18 protein-coding genes are annotated in these 18,673 nt (G+C 65.4%); 10 read left to right on the top strand and 8 right to left on the bottom strand.

Annotated features, from left to right (window positions below; translation table 11 throughout):
• The first annotated feature begins 43 nt into the window (after nt 1-43).
• Nucleotides 44-931, top strand: coding sequence for a 2-hydroxy-3-oxopropionate reductase (locus SOM61_RS15715; protein ID WP_320474948.1), 888 nt, complete (start codon nt 44-46; stop codon nt 929-931).
• A gap of 1 nt (nt 932) precedes the next feature.
• The gene (locus SOM61_RS15710) at nt 933-1,865 is read left to right on the top strand and encodes a histone deacetylase family protein (protein ID WP_320474947.1); all 933 of its coding nucleotides are present in this window, start codon (nt 933-935) and stop codon (nt 1,863-1,865) included.
• Nucleotides 1,866-1,963: 98 nt separating this feature from the next.
• Here the strand turns inward: SOM61_RS15710 and SOM61_RS15705 are convergent, their stop codons facing one another.
• Together SOM61_RS15705 and SOM61_RS15700 are read right to left on the bottom strand one after the other, a co-directional pair.
• Nucleotides 1,964-2,119 carry a hypothetical protein gene (locus SOM61_RS15705; RefSeq protein ID WP_320474946.1) on the bottom strand — a complete coding sequence of 52 codons (156 nt, stop codon included), beginning with the start codon at nt 2,117-2,119 and terminating at the stop codon, nt 1,964-1,966.
• 184 nt (nt 2,120-2,303) lie between these two features.
• Nucleotides 2,304-3,236: a LysR family transcriptional regulator gene (locus tag SOM61_RS15700; protein WP_320474945.1), complete on the bottom strand. Its 933-nt coding sequence runs from the start codon at nt 3,234-3,236 to the stop codon at nt 2,304-2,306.
• 128 nt (nt 3,237-3,364) lie between these two features.
• On the opposite strand from SOM61_RS15700, the gene SOM61_RS15695 reads away from it, so the two are divergent.
• From SOM61_RS15695 to SOM61_RS15685, 3 genes are all read left to right on the top strand, one after another.
• Nucleotides 3,365-3,682, top strand: coding sequence for an HAD family hydrolase (locus tag SOM61_RS15695; RefSeq protein WP_320474944.1), 318 nt, complete (start codon nt 3,365-3,367; stop codon nt 3,680-3,682).
• Nucleotides 3,683-3,792: 110 nt separating this feature from the next.
• Nucleotides 3,793-4,560, top strand: coding sequence for a fumarylacetoacetate hydrolase family protein (locus SOM61_RS15690; RefSeq protein ID WP_320474943.1), 768 nt, complete (start codon nt 3,793-3,795; stop codon nt 4,558-4,560).
• Nucleotides 4,561-4,580: 20 nt separating this feature from the next.
• Nucleotides 4,581-5,600 carry a 2-dehydropantoate 2-reductase gene (locus SOM61_RS15685; protein ID WP_320474942.1) on the top strand — a complete coding sequence of 340 codons (1,020 nt, stop codon included), beginning with the start codon at nt 4,581-4,583 and terminating at the stop codon, nt 5,598-5,600.
• A gap of 134 nt (nt 5,601-5,734) precedes the next feature.
• Here the strand turns inward: SOM61_RS15685 and SOM61_RS15680 are convergent, their stop codons facing one another.
• Entirely contained in the window at nt 5,735-6,343 is a 609-nt protein-coding gene (locus SOM61_RS15680) for a Crp/Fnr family transcriptional regulator (protein ID WP_320474941.1), read from the bottom strand.
• 143 nt (nt 6,344-6,486) lie between these two features.
• Here SOM61_RS15680 and oxc point away from each other — a divergent pair, with 143 nt between their 5' ends.
• The 3 genes from oxc to SOM61_RS15665 all read left to right on the top strand — a co-directional run bounded on the left by oxc (nt 6,487) and on the right by SOM61_RS15665 (nt 10,055).
• Complete coding sequence (oxc, locus tag SOM61_RS15675) at nt 6,487-8,193, top strand: oxalyl-CoA decarboxylase (protein ID WP_320474940.1); 1,707 nt, start codon at nt 6,487-6,489, stop codon at nt 8,191-8,193.
• Nucleotides 8,194-8,291: 98 nt separating this feature from the next.
• Nucleotides 8,292-9,542, top strand: coding sequence for a formyl-CoA transferase (frc, locus tag SOM61_RS15670; protein ID WP_147933861.1), 1,251 nt, complete (start codon nt 8,292-8,294; stop codon nt 9,540-9,542).
• 84 nt (nt 9,543-9,626) lie between these two features.
• A complete protein-coding gene (locus tag SOM61_RS15665) occupies nt 9,627-10,055 on the top strand; it encodes a PAS domain-containing protein (RefSeq protein ID WP_123071885.1) in 429 nt (142 codons plus the stop codon).
• 544 nt (nt 10,056-10,599) lie between these two features.
• Here SOM61_RS15665 and SOM61_RS15660 read toward each other — a convergent pair.
• From SOM61_RS15660 to SOM61_RS15640, 5 genes are read right to left on the bottom strand one after another with little or no spacing between them, the layout of a single operon-like run.
• Nucleotides 10,600-10,854, bottom strand: a complete 255-nt coding sequence (locus tag SOM61_RS15660; RefSeq protein ID WP_147933859.1) for a formate dehydrogenase subunit delta — start codon at nt 10,852-10,854, stop codon at nt 10,600-10,602.
• Nucleotides 10,851-11,708 carry a formate dehydrogenase accessory sulfurtransferase FdhD gene (gene fdhD, locus SOM61_RS15655; protein WP_414675001.1) on the bottom strand — a complete coding sequence of 286 codons (858 nt, stop codon included), beginning with the start codon at nt 11,706-11,708 and terminating at the stop codon, nt 10,851-10,853. The genes SOM61_RS15660 and fdhD overlap by 4 nt, the downstream gene beginning before the upstream one ends.
• Nucleotides 11,705-14,554 (bottom strand): formate dehydrogenase subunit alpha, encoded by a 2,850-nt coding sequence (gene fdhF, locus SOM61_RS15650; protein ID WP_320474938.1) that lies wholly within the window; start codon nt 14,552-14,554, stop codon nt 11,705-11,707. The genes fdhD and fdhF overlap by 4 nt, the downstream gene beginning before the upstream one ends.
• A gap of 23 nt (nt 14,555-14,577) precedes the next feature.
• Complete coding sequence (locus tag SOM61_RS15645) at nt 14,578-16,137, bottom strand: formate dehydrogenase beta subunit (RefSeq protein ID WP_320474937.1); 1,560 nt, start codon at nt 16,135-16,137, stop codon at nt 14,578-14,580.
• Nucleotides 16,134-16,637 (bottom strand): formate dehydrogenase subunit gamma, encoded by a 504-nt coding sequence (locus SOM61_RS15640; protein WP_320474936.1) that lies wholly within the window; start codon nt 16,635-16,637, stop codon nt 16,134-16,136. Before SOM61_RS15640 ends, SOM61_RS15645 begins: the two co-directional genes overlap by 4 nt.
• A gap of 116 nt (nt 16,638-16,753) precedes the next feature.
• On the opposite strand from SOM61_RS15640, the gene SOM61_RS15635 reads away from it, so the two are divergent.
• Entirely contained in the window at nt 16,754-17,821 is a 1,068-nt protein-coding gene (locus SOM61_RS15635; protein ID WP_320474935.1) for a substrate-binding domain-containing protein, read from the top strand.
• Between the two features lie 53 nt (nt 17,822-17,874).
• Nucleotides 17,875-18,618 carry a hypothetical protein gene (locus tag SOM61_RS15630; protein WP_320474934.1) on the top strand — a complete coding sequence of 248 codons (744 nt, stop codon included), beginning with the start codon at nt 17,875-17,877 and terminating at the stop codon, nt 18,616-18,618.
• The last annotated feature ends 55 nt before the right edge of the window (nt 18,619-18,673 follow it).

Raw genomic sequence — 18,673 nt, 5'->3', positions numbered from 1 at the left:
GGCCAGTGGCGCGCTTCGCACGACAACACACCTGGAGACCATCATGACGAAAGTAGGATTCATCGGCCTTGGCATCATGGGCGGACCCATGGCCACCAAGCTGCAGGAGGGCGGCTGCAAGCTGTTCCTGCACGACCTGAAAAATCCGCCGCTGGCCCTGATCGAGGGCGGCGCCACCGTCTGCACCAACGCCACCGAGGTGGCCAAGCGCGCCGACATCATCATCGTGATGGTGCCCGACACCCCGCACGTCGAGGAAGTGCTGTTCGGCGCCGAGGGCGTGGCGGCCGGGCTCACGCCGGGCAAGATCGTAATCGACATGAGCTCGATCTCGCCGATGGCTACCAAGGAGTTTGCGAAAAAGATCAACAAGCGCCAGTGCGACTACCTCGACGCGCCGGTGTCGGGCGGCGAGGTGGGGGCGCGCGCCGCGACGCTTACCATCATGGTCGGTGGCGGGCAAGAGGCATTCGACCGGGCCCGGCCGCTGTTCGAGCTGATGGGGAAGAACATCACGCTGGTAGGGGGCAATGGCGATGGCCAGACCACCAAGGTGGCGAACCAGATCATCGTCGCGCTGAACATCCAGGCCGTGGCCGAGGCGCTGCTGTTCGCCTCGAAGGCGGGCGCCGACCCGGCCAGGGTGAGGCAGGCGCTGATGGGGGGCTTCGCCGCCTCGCGCATCCTGGAAGTGCATGGCGAGCGCATGGTCAAGCGTACCTTCGCGCCGGGCTTTCGCATCGAGCTGCACCAGAAGGACCTCAACCTGGCGCTGCAGGGGGCCAAGAGCCTCGGTCTCGCGCTGCCGAATACCGCCAGTGCACAGGAGCTGATGAATTCCTGCGCCGCCCACGGCATGGCCCAACTCGATCATTCGGCGCTATGCCAGGCGATCGAGCGGATGTCGAACCACGCCATCGCCGACGCCTGACATGCATACCCTGGTATTGCATCACCAGGCCTGCTTCGGGCACGAACCCGGGCCCGGCCACCCGGAATCGCCATGGCGCCTGCATGCGGTGCTGACGGCACTGCGCCAGCCCGAATTCGCGCAGCTGGCCTGGCGCGAAGCGCCGCCCGGCACGCGCGAACAGCTATTGCTGGTGCACGACGCCGACTACATCGACGCGATCGTCGGCGCAGCCCCGCTGGGCGGCCTGGTGGCGCTCGACGGCGGCGACACCCTGATGTCGCCCGGTTCGCTGGAAGCGGTGATGCGCTGCGTCGGCGCCGCCTGCGCCGGCGTGGATGCCGTGATGACGGGCGAGGCCGCCAACGTGTTCTGCGCGACCCGGCCTTGCGGACACCATGCCGAGCCTGGCCGGGCGATGGGCTTTTGCCTGTTCAACCAGGCCGCCATCGCCGCCGTCCATGCCCTCGAGGCGCACGGCCTGCAGCGCGTCGCGGTGATCGACTTCGACGTTCACCACGGAAACGGCACGCAAGCCGCGTTCTTCGACCGGCGCGAACTGTTTTACGGGTCGAGCCACCAGTCGCCGCTGTATCCGGGAACCGGGGCGGCAAGCGAGACTGGCGTCTGCGGCAATATCGTCAATGTGCCGTTGCCGCCAGGCTGCAGTCCGGACCTGTTCTGTGCGCGCACGGCCGGCGTCCTGCTGCCGGCGCTGCGCGAGTTCGCGCCGCAATTGATCGTCATCTCGGCCGGCTTCGACGCGCACCGGCTCGATCCGCTGGCCAGCATGAACCTGGAAGACGAGGATTTCGCGTGGATCACGCGCGAAGTCATGGAAATTGCGAGGGATGTGTGCCAGGGACGGATCGTGTCGATCCTGGAAGGCGGCTACAGCGCCCAGGGGCTTGCCGGGGGCTGCGCGGCGCACGTGCGTGCGCTGATGCAGGGGTAATTATGTGATGCGCGGTGCCGCGCACGGGATATCGCATCCGGTGCGGGCGCCTCGGTATGACGTCGTACCGGATATCCCGGCGACGACAGGACCGGAAATTACAGGCCGCAACCGTAGTAGGCTGGGTCCGAATCCTTGCCGGTGTAGCCTGGTTCGAGCTTCTCGCGCAGATTCAGCGTGAGGAAGGCGACGACGAGCGACAGCAGCGAGTGCGACGGGGCTGCGAAAGTGGTTTCGGCTGGTGCGTTGATCATGACTGGCTCCTGAAAGTTGGTTTGTGCGATGCAGTAAATATAGGGACTACTGACCCGCGCTTCCAATTTCGAGTGCTGATACCAGTTATTCCGTATGTGAATGTTGCCCTATAAAAACCGGCATTTTTGCGCGATCTCTGCCGTTGCCCGCGAATTCACCGGGTGTGGCTGGGTCGCCACATCATCAGGGGCCCGGTGAAGGAATCAGCGCGGCGATACGCGCCTTCCCTTCGTCCAGCAGGAACTGGCGGAACGCCCGCGCCACCGGAGGCAGGCGCTTCTCTCTCCGATGCACGACATACCAGTTGAGCATCAAGGGAAACCCTTCGACCTCCAGCACCACCAGGCTGCCCACGGCGACTTCGCGGCCGATCGTGTGAAACGACAGGAAGCCCAGTCCCATGCCGGCGATCACCGCCTGCTTGATCGTTTCGGTGCTCTTGATCTCCATCGCGACCGTCAGTTCGGCCAGGTGGGAGCCGAAGGCGTCCTGCATCGAGAACCAGGTATCGGAGCCCGGTTCGCGGATCACGAAGGGGTGAGGGATCAGATCGCTCATCGAGATGCGCCCATGGCCGGCTGCCGCCAGCGGATGATCGGGCGCAGCCACGATCACATAGGGATGGGGGGCGAAGGCATCGTTCTGCGTGTCGAGCTCGGCAGGTGGCCGCACCATCACGGCCAGGTCGGTGCGGTTCGCCGCCAGCTTGTCCAGCAGCTCTTCGCGGTTGTGCACCGTCAGGTTCAGCTGCACGCCCGGATGCTGGCGCGCGAAGGCGACCATCAGCTGCGGAAAGAAATAGTCGCCGGCACTGATCACCGCCACGTTCAGCTTGCCGCCGGCGATTCCTTTGAGTTGCGCCATCGCATCTTCCGCTTCATCGAACTGCTGGATGATGGCGCGGCAGAAGTGCAGCAACTCGTCGCCCGCCTGGGTGAGATAAATCTTCTTTCCCAGCTGTTCGAACAAGGGCATGCCGACGTGGCCCTCGAGCGTGCGGACCTGGGTCGACACGGCCGGCTGGGTCAGGTGCAGCTCCTCGGCGGCGCGCGAAAAGCTGAGGCGGCGCGCGACCGTCTCGAACACCTTCAGCTGACGCAGTGTCGCGTTCTTCATCGGTTCTCCCACCCATGTATACGCAGTCGTTAATGATTATCCCTAAAAACTTTCACTATTGCTCATCATTTTGTTGGACTACGATGGTTTTGAGACAGCTCGACCGCAACCACCACCTGGAGAGTGCCATGACGACGACCTGCAGCAACAATGTTGATGCCGAGTGCAACGCCTATAACGCGGCGTTTCATGAACTGGGATTGAGCTGGGTCTGGGATACCGGACTGTACGCGAACGCGGTCGGCAGCGCCGATGACCGCACGGGCCTGCGCAACTACCTGGCGCGGCATCAGCCGCACCTCCTGATCGCGCACGACGCCGATTTCCTGGTCGAGGCGATCCTGGCCGCCAAGGAACGCTGCCACGCGCAGCTGAGCGGCGCCGGCTGCAATCCGGCGGCCTACATCGACTGGTCCGCGCTCCAGCAGCGCCAGATCGGCGCCTAGATCCGAGCGGCCCTGTTGAGATTTTCGAATCTTAACCGTGGTCAAGGATATACGGAAATCGATCTTCCACAATCAGAGCATCCACCGACCCGACGTTCGAGAGACCTCACATGATCCGACACTGGATACGCTTTCAACACCTCGACACCGTACGTTTTGGCACGCTCGAGGGCGACAAGATCCGGATCTTCAAGGGCGATATGTTCGACAGCCCGCGACGGACCGACATGGCGGTGAACCTGAACGAGGTCGAGGTGCTCACACCGAGCGTGCCCGGCAAGGTCCTGGCGATGTGGAACAACTTTCACGCGCTGGGCCAGAAGCTGGGACTGGCGCCGCCAGCCGAGCCGCTCTACCTGATGAAGCCATCGACCTCCTACCTGGCGCCGGGCGGTACGATCCGCAAGCCGCTGTGCGAGGGCAAGGTGGCGTTCGAGGGCGAGCTGGCGATCGTGATCGGCCGCCGCTGCACTGCCGTGCCGGTCGAGGAGGCGGCCGACTACGTGTTCGGCTACACCTGCGCCAACGACGTCACCGTGGGCGAGATCATCGGGCGCGATCCGACCTTTCCCCAGTGGGTGCGCGCCAAGGGCTTCGACACCTTTTGCCCGTTCGGCCCCGTGATTGCCACCGGACTCAACCCGGCAATGCTGGTCGTGCGCACGACCCTGAACGGCGAGGTGCGCCAGGACTACCCGATCAACGACATGGTGTTTTCGGTGGCCGAGCTGGTCAGCCGAATCTCCCAGGACATGACACTGGAGCCGGGCGACCTCCTGCTGTGCGGGACGTCGGTCGGCGTCGGCTCGATGCGGCCGGGCAGCACGATCGAGGTAGAGATCGACGGCATCGGAAAGCTCATCAATCGGTTCGAGTAAACGACGACAAGGGGTGGGTCATGAAGATCGCAGTAATTGGAGCGGGGGCAATTGGCGGCCTCGTTGGCGCCAGGTTGGCGCTGGCGGGCGAGGAGGTGACATTCATCGTGCGGGGCGCCAATCTGGCGGCGATTCGCACGAACGGCATCAAGCTCATCGAGATTGACGGGGAGGAGAAGATCGCCTCGCAAGTGCGCGCGACGGACGACTATGACGCGGCCGGCGAGCAGGACCTGGTGATCCTGGCCATCAAGGCGCACCAGGTCGATGGCGTATCGGCCCAGGTCGGCAAGCTGTTCGGTCCGCGCACCGTGGTGGTGACGATGCAGAACGGCATACCGTTCTGGTATTTCCACCGCCATGGCGGCGAGTTCGACGGGCGCACCGTGCACAGCGTCGACGCTGGCGGCGAACTGGCGCGCCGGATTCCACCGGAGCGGGTGCTCGGCTGCGTGGTCTATCCGGCCGCCGAACTGATGGCGCCGGGCGTCATCCGGCACATCGAAGGCGCGCGCTTCCCACTGGGAGAACTGGACGGCACGACAAGCGAGCGGGTGGGTGCGGTATCGGCCTGCTTCCAGAACGCCGGCTTCAAGTCGCCGGTCCTCGACAACATCCGCGCCGAGATCTGGCTCAAGTTGTGGGGCAACGTCAGCTTCAATCCGATCAGCGCGCTGGCGCATTCGACCCTGGTCGACATCTGCGAATACCCGCTCACCCGCGAGCTGGCGGCGGAGATGATGCGCGAGGCCGAAGCCGTGGCCACCAAATTAGGGATCACCTTCCGCGTGACCCTGGACCGGCGCATCGAGGGCGCCGCGCAGATCGGCAAGCACAAGACCTCGATGCTGCAGGACGTGGAGGCGGGCCGGGGGCCGGAAATCGATGCCCTGGTCGGATCGGTGATCGAACTGGCGCGCATGACCGGCACCCCTACGCCGCATATCGATTCGGCGTATGCGCTGGTGAAGCTGCTGGAGCAGACCATGACCGAGGAGGGGGGCGGGGTCAAGTTGCAGAGGGCGGTGACGACAGTCTAGTTGCACTATCCACGTCGCCCCCGCGCAGGCGGGGGCCTAAGTTTGCACGCGTTTCGCTAACGCTGAACTTAGGCCCCCGCCTTCGCGGGGGCGACGGCCTTTGTGCCAACAAGATCAACGACTTCGCCTGATCTTCAGATCTTCCCCCGATTCTTCAGGCGGCTCAACGTCTCCGGCGACAGGTTCAGATATGCCGCCAATTCCTTTTTCGGCAGCCGTTCGAACAGGTCGGGGTGCTTGCGCATGAAGCGGTGGACCCGGCCTGGCGCATCGAGCAGGTGCAGCGTGATGGTGTGCGCCATGATGGCGCTCATCAGGTTCATGACCTCGTACTCGAAGGACTGCTTCACCGTGCTGTGGCTTGCTAGGAAATCGACCCATTGCGGCAGCGGCATGCGCGCCACCCGTACCTTGGTGACGCAGGCGATGCTGAACGGCGTCGGCATCTTGAGGCACCAGGCGGCGTAGCTGGTTTCGATGTCCCGTTCCGCCGAGAAGCGCAGGATCATCTCCTTGGCTTCCTGGTTGGAGACCTGGCGCTTGAGGATGCCGTCCAGGATGAAGTACTGCGACATCTCGTGCACGCCCTGGTTCATGAGCAGGTCGCCCTTCTGGTGGTTCTCGATCGTCAGATACGGCTCGAGCGCCGCCATCTCGCTGTCGCGCAGTTCCTTAAGCACGATGTTCTGCTTTAACTGCAGACGAATGATGTTCCGTTCCGAGTGATTTGCAATAGTCGTCATGAACGCAGCCGTTTAGCGAGATTCTCGCATCATGCGGCCAAAATTGACCATGGTCAATGAGACAAATCAGGCGCGCTGGCTATGATGGTTTGCGGGCGATACACACCGCGTTCTGCCCGGATCGACAATAACTGGAGACAGCAATGACTAACCACGTATCGGTAGACGTGACCGACGGCTTCCACCTGGTAATCGATGCCCTGAAACACAACGACATCGATACGATCTTCGGCCTGGTCGGCATTCCGATTACCGACCTGGCGCGCCTGGCGCAGGCCGAAGGGATGCGTTTCATCGGCTTCCGTCATGAACAGAACGCCGGCAATGCCGCGGCAATCGCCGGGTACATGACGCAAAAGCCGGGTATCTGCCTGACCGTCTCGGCGCCGGGCTTCCTCAACGGCCTGACGGCGCTGGCCAACGCGACCACCAACTGCTTCCCGATGATCCTGATCTCGGGCTCGAGCGAACGCGAGATCGTCGACCTGCAGCAGGGCGATTACGAAGAAATGGACCAGCTGAACGCGGCCAAGCCTTACGCCAAGGCATCCTACCGCATCAACAAGGCCGAGGACATCGGCGTCGGCGTGGCGCGGGCGATCCGCGCCGCCGTCTCGGGCCGCCCCGGCGGCGTCTATCTCGACCTGCCGGCCCAGCTGCTGGCGCAGACGATCGAGGCCGGCCACGCCAAGCGTTCCCTGATCAAGGTGGTCGACCCGGTGCCGCGCCAGCTGCCGGCCCCGGACTCGGTGCAGCGCGCGCTGGCCCTGCTCAAGGGCGCGAAGAAGCCGCTGATCCTGCTCGGCAAGGGCGCCGCCTACGCGCAGGCCGACGACGACATCCGCGCGCTGGTCGAGCGCACCGGCATTCCCTACCTGCCGATGTCGATGGCCAAGGGCCTGCTGCCTGACACTCACGCCCAATCGGCTTCGGCGGCCCGCTCCTACGTGCTGGCCGAGGCCGACGTGGTGGTGCTGATCGGCGCGCGCCTCAACTGGCTGCTGGCCCACGGCAAGGGCAAGACCTGGGGCAAGCCCAAGCAGTTCGTCCAGATCGACATCTCGCCGACCGAGATCGACAGCAATGTGGCGATCGCCGCGCCGCTGATCGGCGACATCGGCTCGTGCGTGGCGGCCCTGCTCGACGGGCTGGACGGCGCCGGCATCGCCAAGCCCGACGCGGAATGGCTGGGCCCGATCGCCGAGCGCAAGGAGCAGAACACGGCCAAGATGGCGGCGCTGCTCAACCGCGACGTGGCGCCGATGAACTTCCACACCGCCCTGCGCGCCATCCGCGACGTGCTCAAGCAGCACCCGGACATCAACCTGGTGAACGAGGGCGCCAACACGCTCGATTACGCGCGCAGCATCATTGACCAGTATCAGCCGCGCAAGCGTTTCGACTCCGGCACCTGGGGCATCATGGGCATCGGCATGGGCTATGCGATCGGCGCGGCCGTCGTCAGCGGCAAGCCGGTGGTCGCGATCGAAGGCGACAGCGCCTTCGGTTTCAGCGGCATGGAGCTCGAGACCATCTGCCGCTACGAGCTGCCGGTGACGACCATCATCTTCAATAACAACGGCGTGTACCGTGGCACCGACGTTAACCCGACCGGCGGCAAGGACGTCGCCCCGACCGTGTTCGTCAAGAACGCGCGCTACGACAAGATGATCGAGGCCTTCGGCGGCATCGGCTACCACGTGACCAGCCCGGAAGAACTGACCCGCGCGCTAAGCGAGGCAATCGCCGCCGGCAAGCCGGCCCTGATCAATGCCGTGATCGACGAGACCGCCGGCACCGAGAGCGGCCGCCTGACCAATCTGAATCCGCAAAGCAACGCGAAAAAGTGACCGATCAGTAGTACAGCGAAGCGACACGTACGACCGCCGGCGCCCACAAGGCCGCCGGTGGTGCCCGCACTATCGACTGAATAAAGGAGACTGACATCATGAGCAAACCACTCGAAGGCATCAAGATCATCGACTTCACCCACGTCCAGGCCGGCCCCGCCTGCACCCAGCTGCTGGCCTGGTTCGGCGCTGACGTGATCAAGGTCGAGCGTCCCGGCGCGGGCGACGTCACGCGCTCGCAGCTGCGCGACATCCCCGGCGTCGACGCCCTGTATTTCACCATGCTCAACAGCAACAAGCGTTCGCTGACGCTCGACACCAAGAAGCCCGAAGGAAAGGAAATCCTGACCAAGCTGATCAAGGAGTCGGACGTGCTGGTCGAGAACTTCGGTCCGGGTGCGCTGGACCGCATGGGCTTTACCTGGGAGCACATCAAGGAACTGAACCCGGGCATGATCGTGGCATCGGTCAAGGGCTTCAGCGACGGCCACCACTACGAAGACCTGAAAGTCTATGAGAACGTGGCGCAGTGCGCCGGCGGCGCGGCCTCGACCACCGGTTTCGACGACGGCCCACCGACCGTCAGCGCCGCTGCCCTGGGCGACAGCAATACCGGCATGCACCTGGCGATCGGCATCCTGACCGCCCTGCGTGCGCGCGACACCACGGGCAAGGGCCAGAAGGTGGCGGTATCGATGCAGGACAGCGTGCTCAATCTGTGCCGCGTGAAGCTGCGCGACCAGCAGCGCCTGGACCGGGTCGGCTACCTGGAAGAGTATCCGCAGTACCCGCATGGCACGTTCTCCGACGTCGTCCCGCGCGGCGGCAATGCCGGCGGCGGTGGCCAGCCAGGCTGGGTGCTCAAGTGCAAGGGCTGGGAAACCGACCCCAATGCCTACATCTACTTCACCATCCAGGGCCATGCCTGGGCGCCGATCTGCAAGGCGCTCGGCAAGGAAGAGTGGATCGACGACCCGGCCTACATGACCGCCGGCGCGCGCCAGGACAAGATCTTCGCCATCTTCGGGACGATCGAGGACTGGCTGAAGGACAAGACCAAGTTCGAGGCGGTCGACATCCTGCGCAAGTTCGATATTCCTTGCTCGCCAGTGCTGTCGATGAAGGAAATCGCCGCCGATCCCTCGCTGCGCGCCAGCGGCACGATCGCCGAGGTCGAGCACAAGGAGCGCGGCACCTATCTCACCGTGGGCAGCCCCATCAAGTTCTCGGACATGAAGGTCGACATCAAGGGCTCGCCGCTGCTGGGCGAACACACCGACGAGGTGCTGGAAGGCCTCGGCTATAGCCAGAAGGACATCGCGGCGCTGCACGAGAAGCAGGTGGTGTGATCGCGGGCCTGGCTGGATAAACGAAGTTCGGTGCGCGTCGGCGGTTTGCGACGCGCACCTGTTTTTTATGGGGGAGGTAACACCATGCAAGCCGACATCGATTTTCAACAACTGCTGCAGGCGCTGGGCGACGGCGTCGTCGTTTGCGACGCGAAAGGCGACATCACGTTCTGGAACGCCGCGGCCACGCGCATCTTCGGCTTTACCGAGAGCGAGGCCATTGGACAGTCGCTGGACCTGATCATCCCCGAGCGTCAACGCCAGCGGCACTGGGACGGCTATCACAAGACGATGGACACGGGCGAGACGCGCTACGGCAGCGACATCCTGCGCGTGCCGGCGCTGCACAAGGAAGGCAAGCCCTTGTCGATCGCCTTCACGGTGGCGCTGCTGCACGGGCCTGGTGGGGAGGTGTCGGCAATCGTCGCCCTGGTGCGCGACGAGACCGAACGCTGGGGGGAAGAACGCAAGCTGCGCGCAAGGCTGACGCAGCTCGAGACGGCGCAGGCGTGATCCTGTTCATCCAGTCTCGCAGCACGCTAGTCCCGTAACATAAGAACGTCATTCCCGCGTCCCCAGCACGTCATTCCCGCGCAGGCGCACTGGTGTCCGGAATATTTATACGCAAAGTATGCATCGTCATCCCCGCGGAGGCGGGGATCCAAGTGAAATCACAGAATGTTCATGCTCTTGCGTGACCCGAACGTTCATCGGTGGTCGATTTTTAGGCCACTGGCCATGCACACTTAGGTTCCCGCCAAGGCGCCCGGCGAGGGCGGGAACGACGTGATTTTTCCTATACAGCGGCCTTTTTCAAGCGCCCAAAATTATTCCGGACACCAGTGCGCGCAGGCGGGAATCCAAGTCTTAAGCGTTGCCACTACGGTTTAACGCAGTGGCTGCGCAACGTACCTGGATTCCCGCCTGCGCGGGAATGACGTGCTCAGGTCGCGGGACTGGCGTGTTCTGACAGCGGGACTGGCGTGTTCTGGCAGCGGGACTGGCGTGTTCAGGCTTGCGGGACTGGCGTGTTCAGGCTTGCGGAATGACCTGGTGATTAACCCGCATCACCACCCGGCGGCGGAGGCGGCATATGGTCGCGCCGGTGCTCCAGCAATGCCTCGATCACCATCGGCTTGAGTCCTTCGCCCTCGGTTTCGTCGAGATGCGAAAACAGCCGGCTGCGCATGCGCGGCGCCCAGAAGCGCTGCAGATGGTTGGCGATCTCGGTGCGGCCTTCCTGGGGATCCGGGTAGGACTCGAAGAAGGTGCCGATCTGGTTGGCCATCGTGACCAGGTTGTCGATGTTCATGCGGACTCCATTGCGATGTTGGCGCCGTGGGCATAGGCGACGAAGTCGTCGCCACGCGCGAAGGCAACCAGCGTCAGGCCGCAACCGAGTGCGGTACGGACGGCGAGGGCGGTAGGGGCCGAGATGGCGACCATGGCAGCGATGCCGACGGTGGCGGCTTTCTGCACCATCTCGACGCTGGCGCGGCTGGTGAGCAGGCAAAAACCGTCGGCCGGGTCGGCCCCGGCCAGATGCAGGCCGCCGATCAGCTTGTCGAGCGCGTTGTGGCGGCCGACATCCTCGAATGCAGCGCGCGGCCTGCCGTCGCGGCCGCACCATATGGCCGCATGGGTGGCGCCGGTAATGCGATTGAGCGGCTGCTGGGCCCGGGCCTCGGCCAGGGCGCGCCGGATCGCCGGGCCGGACAGCGCCCGCGTCGGCGCCAGCCAGGGCAGGGGCCGCACCACCTGGGCCAGGCTGTCGACGCCGCACAGGCCGCAGCCGGTACGGCCCGCCAGGCTGCGCCGCCGCTCCTTGAGACGCATGAAGGCGCCGGCGGCGAGGTCGATGTGGGCGGTGATGCCGTTTGCAGCGTGTTCGATCTCCACGCCATAGAATTCGGCAGGCGAGGCGACGATGCCTTCGCTCAGCGAAAAGCCGAGCGCAAACTCCTCCAGGTCGGCGGGCGTCGCCAGCATCACCGCGTGCGAGACGCCGTTGTACTCGAGCGCAACCGGCACTTCCTCGGCCAGTTCGTCCTGTGTGCTGCGCAATTGACCGCCGTGCGTGCGCGTCACGGTCATGCAGGCGCTCGGAAAGTGCTGGACGGGCCCTTGCACCTTGGCGTGCGCATCCATGTCGAGCGCGGCCATCATGCGACCGGCTCCGCCAGGCCCAGCTGCATCTGGTTGAAGCGGGCATATTCCAGCTGCCAGTCCGACTGCTGCTGGACCGGCATCACCTGCACCGCCGTCACCTTGTATTCGGGGCAGTTGGTGGCCCAGTCGGAGTTCTCGGTCGTGATGACGTTGGCGCCCGATTCCGGGAAGTGGAAGGTGGTGTACACCACGCCTGGCTGCATGCGCTCGGTGATCATCGCCCGCAGCACGGTCTCGCCCGCGCGGCTGTGGATGCCGACCCACTGGCCCTCCTCGATGCCGCGCTCCTGGGCATCGTGCGGGTGGATCTCGAGCCGGTCTTCGGCATGCCAGCGCACGTTCTCGGTGCGGCGCGTCTGCGCGCCGACGTTGTACTGCGACAGGATGCGGCCGGTGGTCAGGATCAGCGGATACTTGCGCGTCACCTTCTCGTCGGTGGCGACGTACTGGGTGATGATGAAGCGGCCCTTGCCGCGCACGAAGCCGTCGACGTGCATGGTCGGCGTGCCTTCCGGCGCCTCGTCGTTGCATGGCCACTGGATGCTGCCCAGTTCATCGAGGCGGCGGTAGCTCACGCCGCTGAAGGTCGGCGTCAGGCGCGCGATCTCGTCCATGATCTCGGACGGGTGGCGATAGTTCATCGGATAGCCCAGCCGGTTCGACAGCGCGACGGTGACTTCCCAGTCGGCATAGCCGGCCCGTGGCGGCATGACCTTGCGCACGCGCGAGATGCGGCGCTCGGCATTGGTGAACGTGCCGTCCTTTTCCAGGAACGAGGAACCCGGCAGCAGCACGTGGGCATACTTGGCCGTCTCGTTCAGGAAGATATCCTGCACCACGATGCATTCCATGGCCTCCAGCGCCGAGGTGACGTGCTGGGTGTTCGGATCGGACTGGACGATGTCCTCGCCCTGGCAATACAGGCCCATGAAGCTGCCGTCGAGCGCCGCCTCGAACATGTTCGGAATGCGCAGGCCCGGTTCGGCCTGCAGCGGCACGCCCCAGGCCTGTTCGAACAGGGTGCGCACGGTGGTGTCCGAGACGTGGCGGTAGCCCGGCAGCTCGTGCGGGAAGGAGCCGATATCGCAAGAGCCCTGCACATTGTTCTGTCCGCGCAGCGGATTGACGCCCACCCCGGCGCGGCCGACGTTACCGGTGACCATGGCCAGGTTGGCGATGCCCATGACGGCGGTCGACCCCTGCGCGTGTTCGGTCACGCCCAGGCCATAGAAGATCGCGCCATTGCCGCCCAGCGCATACAGGCGGGCGGCATCGCGCACCTGCTGCGCCGGCACGCCGGTGATCGCTTCCATCGCTTCCGGCGAGTTTTCCGGCTGGGCGACGAAGGCGCGCCACTGGGCGAAGGCGCGCAGGTCGCAGCGCTCGGTGATGAAATCGTTGGCCATCAGGCCTTCGGTGACGATCACGTGGGCCAGCGCGCTGATCATCGCGACGTTGGTGCCGGGCCGCAGCTGCAGGTGGTGGTCGGCGCGGATGTGCGGCGACTTGACCAGGTCGATGCGGCGCGGATCGATGACGATCAGCCGCGCGCCCTGGCGCAGGCGCTTCTTCATGCGCGAGGCGAACACCGGATGGCCGTCGGTCGGGTTGGCGCCGATGACCAGGATCACATCGGCCTTCTCGACCGACTTGAAGGTCTGGGTGCCGGCCGATTCGCCGAGCGTCGTCTTGAGGCCGTAGCCGGTCGGGGAGTGGCACACGCGGGCGCAAGTGTCGACGTTGTTGTTGCCGAAGGCGGCGCGCACCAGCTTCTGCACCAGATAACCTTCTTCGTTGGTGCAACGCGACGAGACGATGCCGCCGATCGAATCCCGGCCGTGCTTGGCCTGGATGCGCTTGAACTCCGATGCCGCGTAGTCGAGGGCTTCATCCCACGACACTTCCTTCCACGGATCGGTGATCTTGGCGCGGATCATGGGTTTGAGGATGCGGTCCTTGTGGGTGGCGTAGCCCCAGGCGAAGCGGCCCTTGACGCAGGCATGGCCTTCGTTGGCCTTGCCGTCCCTGGCCGGCACCATGCGCACCACCTCATTGCCCTTCATCTCGGCCTTGAGCGAGCAACCGACGCCGCAATAGGCGCAGGTGGTGGTGATGCTGTGTTCGGCCTGGCCGAGCCAGATGACCGATTTTTCGGTGAGGGTGGCGGTGGGGCAGGCTTCGACGCAGGCGCCGCACGACACGCATTCGGATTCCATGAACGCTTCGCTCTGGCCGGCGGCGACGCGGGAATCGAACCCGCGTCCGGAGATCGTCAGCGCGAAGGTGCCTTGCGTCTCTTCGCAGGCGCGCACGCAGCGGTTGCACACGATGCATTTCGACGAATCGAAGGTGAAATAGGGATTGCTCTCGTCCTTCTTGAGCTTCAGGTGGTTGGCGCCCTCGTAGCCGTAGCGCACTTCACGCAGGCCGGTGACGCCGGCCATGTCCTGCAGCTCGCAGTTGCCGTTGGCCGGGCAGGTGAGGCAGTCGAGCGGGTGGTCGGAGATATACAGCTCCATCACGCCCTTGCGCACTTCCTGCAGCTTGGGCGTCTGGGTGCGCACCACCATGCCCGCTTCGGCCGGCGTGGTGCAAGACGCGGGATAACCGCGGCGGCCTTCGATCTCGACCAGGCACAGGCGGCAGGAGCCGAACGGCTCCAGGCTGTCGGTGGCGCACAGCTTGGGGATGTTGATGCTGTTCTCGGCCGCCGCGCGCATCAGCGAGGTGCCGGCCGGGACGGTGACCTGGACGCCGTCGATGGTGAGGGTGATCATCTCGGTGGCGAGGTGGATTTCTTTCGCCGGCGTGCCGAAATCGCGGGTGAGGATGGTTTCGATCATTGCCTTGTCTCCTGGGCCGCCACTCAGGCGGCCAGTTCGTCGCCGGCCACCTGGCCGAAGTCTTGCGGGAAGTGGTTCAGCGCCGACAGCACCGGATAGGGCGTCATGCCGCCCATCGCGCACAGCGAACCGTTGAGCATCGTGTCGCACAGGCTGCGCAGCAGGATCACCTGCTGCGGGCGCTCGGTGCCGGCGCGGATCTTGTCGATCACCTCGACGCCGCGGGTGGAACCGATGCGGCAGGGCGTGCATTTGCCGCACGATTCGACGGCGCAGAACTCCATTGCGTAGCGCGCCAGCTTCGCCATGTCGGCGCTGTCGTCGTGCACCACGATGCCGCCATGGCCCAGCACCGCCCACAAGGCGGCGAAGGCCTCGTAGTCGAGCGGGGTGTCCCACTGCGAGGCCGGCAGATAGGCGCCCAGCGGACCGCCCACCTGCACCGCCTTGATCGGACGGCCGCTGGCGCTGCCGCCGCCGTAGTCATACATGATCTCGCGCAGCGTGACGCCGAACGCCAGTTCGATCAGGCCGCCGTTCTTGATATTGCCGGCCAGTTGCACCGGCAAGGTGCCGCGCGAGCGGCCCATCCCGAAGTCCTGGTAGAACTGGGCGCCCTTGTCGAGGATAATCGGCACCGAGGCCAGCGACAGCACATTGTTGATGACGGTCGGCTGGCCGAACAGGCCGGCCAGCGCGGGAAGCGGTGGCTTGGCGCGCACCACGCCGCGCTTGCCCTCGATGCTCTCGAGCAGGGCGGTTTCTTCGCCGCAGATATAGGCGCCGGCGCCCTTGCGTACCTCCAGCTCGAAGGCGCGGCCGCTGCCGGCGACGTTCGCTCCGAGCAGGCCCGCGCGCGTGGCCGTCTGGATCGCATGATTGAGCGCGGCGATCGCATGCGGATACTCGCTGCGCACATAGATGAAACCGCGGGTGGCGCCGACCGCGAGGCCGGCGATCGTCATGCCCTCGATCAGGACGAAAGGATCGCTTTCCATGACGATGCGGTCGGCGAAGGTGCCGGAGTCACCTTCGTCGGCATTGCAGACGATGTATTTTTGGTAGGCGGGTGCGCGCAGCACCGTGTTCCACTTGATCCCGGTGGGGAAGGCGGCGCCGCCGCGTCCGCGCAGGCCCGAGGCGGTAACCGCGGCGACGATGTCGGCGCCCGTCATCGTCACGGCCTGGCGCAGGCCGCGGTAGCCGCCGTGGGCCTCGTAGTCGGCCAGGGAGAGCGGATCGGTGATGCCGCAGCGGGCGAAGGTCAGGCGGGTCTGCCGGGCCAGGTAGGGAATTTCCTCGACGAGGCCGAGCGCCAGGCGGTGCCTGGATTGGCCGTCGTGGAAGCCGGCATCGAACAGGGCGGCGACGTCGCTTTCATCGACGGTGCCGAAGCCGATGCGGCCGGCTGGCGTCTCGACTTCGACCAGCGGTTCGAGGTACAACAGGCCGCGCGTGCCGTTGCGCACCAGGTCGATGGCGATGCCGCGCCGCGCGGCCTCGCTACGAATCGCGCTGGCGACGTCGTCGGCGCCAAGGGCCAGCGCAGCCGAATCGGCGGGTACATAGATGCGCACGCTCATGCGACCTCCTCGGCTTTGGGGGACAGCTTCGCCACCAGCCTGTCGAAACGCTGCGGCGTCACCCGGGCGTGGACGGCGTCGTTGATCATGATGGCCGGCGCGGTGGCGCATTGGCCGAGGCAGTACACGGGTTCCAGGGCGAAGCCGCCGTCGGCGGTGTGCGCGTGCAGGTCGCAACCGAGCGCCTGCTGGACGTGCGACAGCAGGGCGTCGCCCCCCATGCTCTGGCAGGCCTCGGCGCGGCAGACCTGCACCGTGCAGCGCGCCGGCGGCGTGGTCTTGTAGTAGTGGTAGAAGGTGATCACGCCATGGACCTCGGCGCGCGACAGGTTGAAGCTTTGCGCGAGCCCCTCGACCGCATCGGGCGGGATGAAGCCGAGCCGGTCCTGGATCGCGTGCAGCACCGGCAGCAGCAAGTCCTGGCCGAGGTGGCCTTCGTGCGCATGAAGTGCGAGGATGTCGCCGATGACGCGGCGCGTTTCGGTGCTGTCTTGTTTCATGGTGTCTCCATCTCTGCCTTGCATATGTTTATCGGAACATATATAACGGCTTTTATTGACTGCTCAGGCCAGAGTAGCACCCGATTCACCGGTGTTCAATATGAAGGATTTTGCATATGATCAGAGTGGAGATACGGCCGGACTGGATCGTGCGCGATGCCTCCGGGGAGCCGACCGCGCTGCCGGCGCTGCTCGGGCTGCTGCTGGCGGTGAGCGAACTGGGTTCGATCAGTAAGGCCGCCACGGCGCGCGGCATGTCCTACCGCCATGCCTGGGGAATGCTGCAGCAGTTCTCGGCACAATTCGGCGTGGAGCTGGTTCACAAGGTGCGCGGGAAGGGCACGGTGCTGTCGCCGCTCGCCGAAAAACTAATGTGGGCCGACCGCCGCATCAATGCCCGCCTGACCCCCACGCTCGATAGTCTCGCCTCGGAACTGCAGCAGGAACTGGCGCGGGTACTGGTCGGCGATGCGCAAGTCCTGCGCCTGACCGCCTCGCACGGGTTCGCGGTGGCGGCCCTGGTGACGCAGCTGAACGAGCATGGCGTCACGGTCGACATCAATTATCGGGGCAGCAGCGACGCGGTGGCGGCGCTGGCGCGCGGCGAGTGCGACCTGGCGGGCTTTCATTTGCCGGTGGGAGAGCTGGAGGGGGCGGCGGCCGCCAAGTACCGGCCCTGGCTCGATCCCGAGCGCCACGCGCTGCTGCACCTGGCGTATCGCATGCAGGGGATCTTCGTCGCCAAGGGCAATCCGAAAGGAGTCACCGGCCTGGCCGACCTGGCGCGCCACGATCTGCGCTTCGTCAACCGCCAGAAGGGGTCCGGCACGCGGGTGCTGCTCGAACTGCTGCTGGCCGACCGTGGCGTTGATGCCGCCGTGATCAACCGCTCCGGCACCGCCGAATTCACGCACGCGGCGGTGGCGGCCTACGTCGCCAGCGACATGGCCGACGTGGGCTTCGGCGTCGAGACGGCGGCGCGGCGTTTCGATCTCGATTTCATCCCGGTGATTCGCGAACGGTATTTCCTTGCCTGCCACGCCAGCGCACTGGACACGCCGCTGCTGACGTCGGCGCAGGCGGCGATGGCGGGCGGCGCTTTTCGGGAGGTGCTGTCGGGGTTGCCTGGCTACGATGGCGCGCTGAGCGGCGAGCGGCTCGATCTGCACTTCCTGTTCCAGTAGTAAAAGCGGGCGCGGTATGATGCGATCCATGTCAAATGAGAGCATGCGGGCATATGAACTGGATCGATGACTGGCGCGTGCGCCGCGAGCTGCGGCGGTCACGCTATCGTGAACAACTGGTGCAGCTTGCGCCGGCCTTGCATGCCTACTGGCAGCGTGTCGGGCCCGAAGAGTTTCCGGGAATGCCCGCCGACCGTCTGTTCTTTCATCGGGCCGCTACCGGACTGATGGAATTCTTCGACGCATCCACACGGCGCGGCAGGCCCTGCGCACTGCCGTCGCTGGCCGCGGACTCGGTCTGGCATGCGTGGATGCGCTGGGACGCCGACGATCTCGCGCGCTTTTGTCGGCGCCACTTTGGCGCCGCGATCGCGCACCTGCCGCAGTCCGCCCTTGATCGCACAGCCCTGGCGCAGACACTCGTCGGCTGCCGCGCGCTGGAAGGGCGGCCTTCCCACGGCCCCGGCCTGCCGCCGCTCTTCGCTCTCGACGCCCGCCTGCATATGCCGAACGGCCACGGTTACTGGATCGAGCGTGGCGACATCGTTTACCGGCGCCTCGATGCGGCAGGAAGCAAGCCGGGGCCGGCGCACGTGCACCCCGATCTCGCGCTGCCGGCGCTGTTCGGTGCGGGCCTGGTCAGCGAAATGACTTACCTGGCGCTGTTGAAGAAACCGGGGCCGGAGGCACAAACCGGCGACGGCGGCATTGCCATCGTCGATTCCGGTGGCGACAGCGACGGTTGCGGCGATGGTGGCGGCGGGAGTGGTTGCGGCGGTGGCGGTGGCGGCGACTAGATTCCGGCGCCGGTGAAAAAAAGGCCCGCGCGAGCGGGCCCTGGTCGTCGATGCA

Source organism: Massilia sp. CFBP9012, from assembly GCF_034045115.1.
Classification (GTDB): Bacteria; Pseudomonadota; Gammaproteobacteria; order Burkholderiales; family Burkholderiaceae_D; genus Telluria.
Note: the sequence above shows the minus strand (reverse complement) of the source record. Positions and strands in the feature narration are given on the sequence as shown.